General features: G+C 46.3%; 5 protein-coding genes. All 5 read left to right on the forward strand.

Going from position 1 to position 5854, the window contains the following annotated elements; all coding sequences use genetic code 11:
* Positions 1-286: 286 nt before the first annotated feature.
* The 5 genes from FHS72_RS18325 (at position 287) to FHS72_RS18345 (ending at position 5718) form a co-directional block, all read left to right on the forward strand.
* Positions 287-508, forward strand: coding sequence for a hypothetical protein (locus tag FHS72_RS18325; RefSeq protein WP_183531181.1), 222 nt, complete (start codon positions 287-289; stop codon positions 506-508).
* Positions 509-597: 89 nt separating this feature from the next.
* Complete coding sequence (locus FHS72_RS18330) at positions 598-1827, forward strand: DNA cytosine methyltransferase (RefSeq protein ID WP_221235484.1); 1230 nt, start codon at positions 598-600, stop codon at positions 1825-1827.
* Positions 1824-4265, forward strand: coding sequence for an ATP-binding protein (locus FHS72_RS18335; RefSeq protein ID WP_183531183.1), 2442 nt, complete (start codon positions 1824-1826; stop codon positions 4263-4265). The genes FHS72_RS18330 and FHS72_RS18335 overlap by 4 nt, the downstream gene beginning before the upstream one ends.
* On the forward strand, positions 4262-5278 hold the full coding sequence (locus tag FHS72_RS18340) for a response regulator (protein ID WP_183531184.1): 1017 nt from the start codon (positions 4262-4264) through the stop codon (positions 5276-5278). The genes FHS72_RS18335 and FHS72_RS18340 overlap by 4 nt, the downstream gene beginning before the upstream one ends.
* Entirely contained in the window at positions 5275-5718 is a 444-nt protein-coding gene (locus tag FHS72_RS18345; RefSeq protein ID WP_484631642.1) for a phosphatase domain-containing protein, read from the forward strand. The genes FHS72_RS18340 and FHS72_RS18345 overlap by 4 nt, the downstream gene beginning before the upstream one ends.
* Positions 5719-5854: the final 136 nt, after the last annotated feature.

Below are 5854 nucleotides of genomic sequence, written 5' to 3' on the forward strand. Positions count from 1 at the left end.
ACTCGTCTGTAAACCGTATTCCTTTGTTCATATCCGTCTCTCCTTGGTTCCAAAATTACCAAGCAAAGCGTCTACAAATCTAGGGGCACCTCAATTCAAAGGTCGAAACTGATTGAGCTTTAGGCTCTGCTTACATGATCTTGTACATCGGTCGGCTTCTTTTTTGAGGGGATCTCGCAGGTGGGAAGGATAGGCACCGCTTACAATGCGTTGGATAGATAAGCAGTGGGGTTTGGTTGCAGCATCTGAGGGCGGATACTGTTGAAAAACTCCGATTTTTGCGAAAATGGCTGTGAAAATTGTACGTGGAAGGCATCTCGAAAGTTTTGCACAGGCGGGCGGCCGAAGCGTTGAGTTGGCAATGTTTGAGGCTCTCACGGCCAAATCAGAGCAAGCGAAATCGACTTTGCTGATGCAACAAATTTTACCGGAAAAATGCGGTTGGAGCGTTTTCGAGTTTTTCAACAAAATCGGCGGAAGCCGGACGTTCGCTGCAGGTGCCAAATAGCCTGAAGTTGGTCACTCAAAGGAAGTAATCGACAAGTACCTGGCGCTCCGAAAGAATCCATGCTAGTCCTACCTAAAAAAGGTTTTGTCATGCATTTCATCGATCTCTTTGCTGGCTGTGGCGGCCTTTCTCTGGGTTTATCCAAGGCCGGCTGGAAGGGTGTATTTGCCATCGAGAAAAACGAAGATGCCTTCGAAACGTTCTCCCACAACTTCAATAGAAAGAAAGCGCTCCGGTTTGACTGGCCGAGATGGCTGCCCAAACAGGCGATAAGTACAAGTGAGCTATTGGACGACTACAGAGCAGAGCTAGTAACCTTACGAGGGGAAATCGACCTCATCGCGGGCGGTCCACCTTGTCAGGGTTTTTCATTTGCAGGACGTCGCAAAGCGGATGACCCACGCAACAAACTAAAGGATGAGTATCTGGAAATTGTTGATATCATTCGACCCAAGTTTCTTGTCTTCGAAAATGTCAAAGGGTTCACTGCAAAGTTCAAAAACTCAAAAAAACCATCGCACTCCGAGCAAGTTATCAAGCAACTGGAAGACCTAAGCTGGGGAGGCTATAGCACGTTCTCATCTATTCTAGATGCATCACTCTTCGGGGTCCCTCAACCCCGTCCACGCTTCATTCTGATCGCCGTCAGGTCTGATCTTTTGCAGGGTGATGTCGCCGTGATGAATCCTATGGAAAACATAGCAGCACACGCGGGTAAATTTCGGAAACGCAAAAAACTGAACGGTCACGACATTAGCGTAAAAGAAGCAATTTCTGACCTCGAAGTATCCGCTTCGGGAACCATCAAAAGTGTCGACACCAACGGTTTCCAGCAGATCATATACCGCCGGGAAATAGAATCTGACTTCCAACGCCTTTTGAAAAAAGATCTTCCGTCAGGGAAATCAGCAAACAGCCTGCGATTAGCGAAGCATAGACCCGACACGCTTTCGAAGTTTTCGGAGATCCTCGCTACATGTCCTAAAGGTAAATCTCTGCCCAAAGAATTTCGTGAAAAATATGGCATAAAAAAACAGTGCTTCACACCACTTCACCCTGACGAGATGTCTAAGACCGTCACAACCCTTCCCGACGACTTGTTACATTACAGCGAACCACGTATTTTGACTGTACGAGAATGCGCTCGCCTACAAACATTTCCAGATTGGTTTGAGTTTTTGGGAAAATATACAACTGGTGGTGCAAGACGGAAGCAAGAGTGCCCACGATACACCCAAGTCGGCAACGCAGTGCCCCCCTTGATGGCTGAAGCGCTCGGCTTGTTAATCTCGGATATGCAAGAAAGCCTTGACGCATGACGACCAGCAATAACGATCTCGCGTTCCGTGCTAATGCAGGCATCAAAGACATCATCGGCAGAGGTCTAATTCTCGACGACAACATCGCTATCATCGAGCTTATCAAAAACTCAAAAGACGCTGGATCACCCAAAGTAAAGCTACACTTCAAAGAGAAGACCGGCTCGTCACCATCAGAGCTGATACTCAAAGATTTCGGACATGGCATGACCATCGACGATATTCAGGACAAGTGGCTAAATATTGCGTATTCAGAGAAAAAAGTCGCAAACTCAGAACGCGACAAACCATTCGCTGGAAGCAAAGGAGTAGGTCGTTTTTCATGTGACAGACTGGGGAAAGAGTTAACACTCTACACCAAGTCAGAACACGGTGATTACATCAAACTCCCAATCAACTGGGAACTGTTCGAGACCGGATCAAAAGATGCCGAAATCTCAACCGTAAAATTGCAGTATGAAATTTTGTCAAAAAGTAACTTCCTCGCAGAAATTGGGGAAAGCTCATTTTCTAGCGGTACAGTCCTCCAGATATCGAAATTGCGCGCGGCTTGGGGGAATGGTAAGCTCCACAAACTCAAATCGGAACTGGAAAAGTTCATTTCTGATCCGGACTCAAGCTTCGAAGTTGCCCTAAAAATATTTAATGCTCCGGAAGTAACAATTGCAAATACTGTTTTTGAAGAACTCGCTTTGCGAACATACAATATCGTCTCGAGTATTGATTCTGCAGGAAAGAAGCTTTTTACTGAGCTACTTTACCATGGTGACCCAGTTTACAGCTATGAAGTCGGCAATCCGTACACGCACTTGAAGGACATCAAGGTAAGCATTCATTACATGAACTTCAGCTCAAAGCTGTTTTTCAAGAAAAGAACAGGCTACTCAACGAACGATTATGGCTCTGTTTTCATGTTTCTAAATGGCTTTCGCGTGTCGCCCTATGGAAACCCGAAGAATGATTGGTTGGGATTAGATCAGAGAAAAACACAAGGTTTTTCGAGATACTTGGGTGCGCGCGACGTGATCGGACAGGTCACAGTCGCGGACTATGAAGATCTGTTTAAGCCAATCTCCAGTCGCGAAGGGCTGGAAAATGACGAAGCTTACCACGAGCTGACTGCCTCCGATCCCGAAAGCGATAACAAAGTTCAGCTAAACAACGGCCAACTAGATTTTGGGTATGTTCCACATATCATCAGGCAGCTGGAGCGATTCATCGTTGAAGGTCTCAATTGGCATTCCCTGATGGATCATTCAAATCCAGACCGTACAAACATTCCTGAAAAAGATGTTCGATCCGACCCGCTTAGTTTTGGCATCAGAACTATCGACGAGCTTGCGGTCAAAGAGGCTATCAACAAGACACTTAGGACGTCCAGCTTCAAGATTGAAAATTTCAAGGTCAACGAGCGGCTGATCGCCCAGTTAGCTGAAGAAGCTGATGATGCTTACAACGAATATGTGCTCTCATTTATTCAGAACACCACCGACAAAACATTTGATGAGTTGACTTCCGTCGACAAGGGCAACTTCAAGAAGATCGCGCTTCGCAACATGGAAGCGATTAAAGCTGAAAAACAGGCCCGTATCGACGCCCATGAACAACGACAGCGTGCGGAAGAGGCCGAACGTAAGGCCGAAAATGCGCGCTTGCGTGCGGAGGAAGCCGAGAAGGCCACGGCAGATGCCAAACATAGACAGTCGATAGCGGAGACCAGTGCTGCAAATTTTGAACGCACAGCGACAGTTGAGAAAAAGCGGCGTCTATTTGCTGAGGCCTCACAGAAACCAGACTCAAAGAAAGTCGAAGAGCTTAACCACCACATAACATTACTTGGCGAAGAAATTTCTGGCGATCTAAACGACGCACTGGAAGAGTTGGAGACTTCAAAAGATACCGCACAAGTCGAGAAAATGATCAAATCAGCGCTTTTCCACAACGATAAACTGCTTCAGCTAGCCAAGGTAGTTTCGAATGCAGGGTTCGACATGATGAGCGACAAGCTAACCGAAGATATTTTTTCGTTCACGTCACAATACTTGGAGCAACTCGGTGATTTAAGTCGTGCCTTCAAGCTATCCGCTAGTTTCGAGAATGCTACTGACGTGGAGCTTCTACTTCCATTTAGTCCCATCGAAGTAACAATGCTAATTGATAACATTATGGCCAACGCGTCGACAGCTGAAGCTAGTGAGCTTCTCATCTTCGCAAAAGAGACTGCGGATTTCATAGATTTGGTCTTTGAGAATGATGGCGCGTTTTTGACTGATCGCTACACCCCCAATGAACTATTCCACCGAGGTATAACTACCACGACGGGATCGGGATTGGGCCTGTCTCAAGTAAAACGCATTGCGTCGTCCTTAGAGGCGGAAGTGTCGATTTTCAACAATGACACGAGCGGGATTTCTGTTCGCATAAGGTGGCCTAAATGAGACTAGACTACACAGTGCTTTGCATCGATGATAATATCGGCACACTTCGAGATACAAAAAGGGACCTAGGTCGACACAACAGTAATGTTGGAATTGATACAAATTTCATCGATGTTCCAGTCGTCCAAACCGGTCGTGCTGAGACCGACATAGACGTCTTTAAAACCAGAATTTTTTCCGATATCGCAAGAGAGTTCGAAACTCACCAGATTGACTTAGTAATTGTAGACTTGCACCTAGGCGAAATTAAAGGTCATGAAATCATTGACCACATTCGTCACCACCAAACAATGTACCGCCCAATCGTATTCTACTCTGGGGGCGAAGGTGTACAAGTTGGCACTCTAGAAGAACATGCCACAAAACAACTCCAAGATGGGTTGGAAAAGGCTCAGCTAGTTGGAAAAAGTGTCTTCGTAAGTGTTCGAGGAGATAACCTCAGGAAAGACTTGCGAGGCATTTGCTCAGAGATGCATGCTGAAGAACACAAACTCAACGCTTCTCGTGGCCTACTTATGGATAGAACGAGTGAGATAGACGCAAAAATATTACAGCATCTGTGCAAGAGAGAAACATGGGAAAGTTCAGATCCAGCCGTACAAACGAAAATTCAAAAAATCCTAATGGACGAATTGAAACGTCAGAGAAAGAACGCACTCAAGAATGCATGGCTAAAGAGAGGAGTGCATAAATCTGGCTTCGCAGCCTTTACTGACTGGATTTGCAACAGTGATGATACTGAGGTTGCGCAAGGCCTCGACGCATTCTCACGAAATAATCTAATTCGTGGACTAATGAAAATGTCTGATGAGACGAAAGACGCGGGGGATATCCACTCAACTTACTTCAAGGGCGATAGAGATCCTCCTCACTTGAACAGCATCCGTAACGTTTATGCCCACCAGACCGAGAAGAAAATTGGGAACACCCATAATGACGAGAGGTGTAAGTACATCCGCGAAGAAGTTCGTCGTCACCTAAAGAACGTAACCAAGGTCACTTCAAAAAAATGAAGCCGTGTGTTTTATTCGACATCGATGGAACTTTGGCTTTGATCGACCACCGCCGTCCACTGCTTGATGGTGAGAAACCCGACTGGCGAACATTCAATTCGAAGATGGGTGACGACACCCCCAACCGCCCAGTGGTTGAGCTGTACAAAGCCCTTTGGGACAGTCAGAAATATCAACTAATTTTGATATCAGGTCGAGGCGAAGAATACCGCAAAATCACAGAGACCTGGCTCATTTGGAATTCGATACCATTCGAAGAGCTTCTTATGCGCCCTATGAACGATTTTCGGCCGGACACCGATATAAAAAAAGAGATCCTTGATCAACTACGTAGTGAAGGTAAGGAAATTGCCTTTGTGGTTGATGATCGAAACTCAGTAGTCGACATGTGGCGGCGCAATGGCATCACGTGCCTGCAATGTGCTGAGGGCGATTTCTGATCGCTAACCTCTTGGCCGCGCCGCAGCCCTTGGCTGAACGACAGCTTCTCTAATTGGGTGTTTGGGTCAAGCTCCTTTTCCTTTTTAGTTTCGGGTCATTGTCACTCATCCGGGTCACGCTTCTCTTCGCAGTCTG

This window comes from Yoonia ponticola (assembly GCF_014199395.1).
GTDB lineage: Bacteria > Pseudomonadota > Alphaproteobacteria > Rhodobacterales > Rhodobacteraceae > Yoonia > Yoonia ponticola.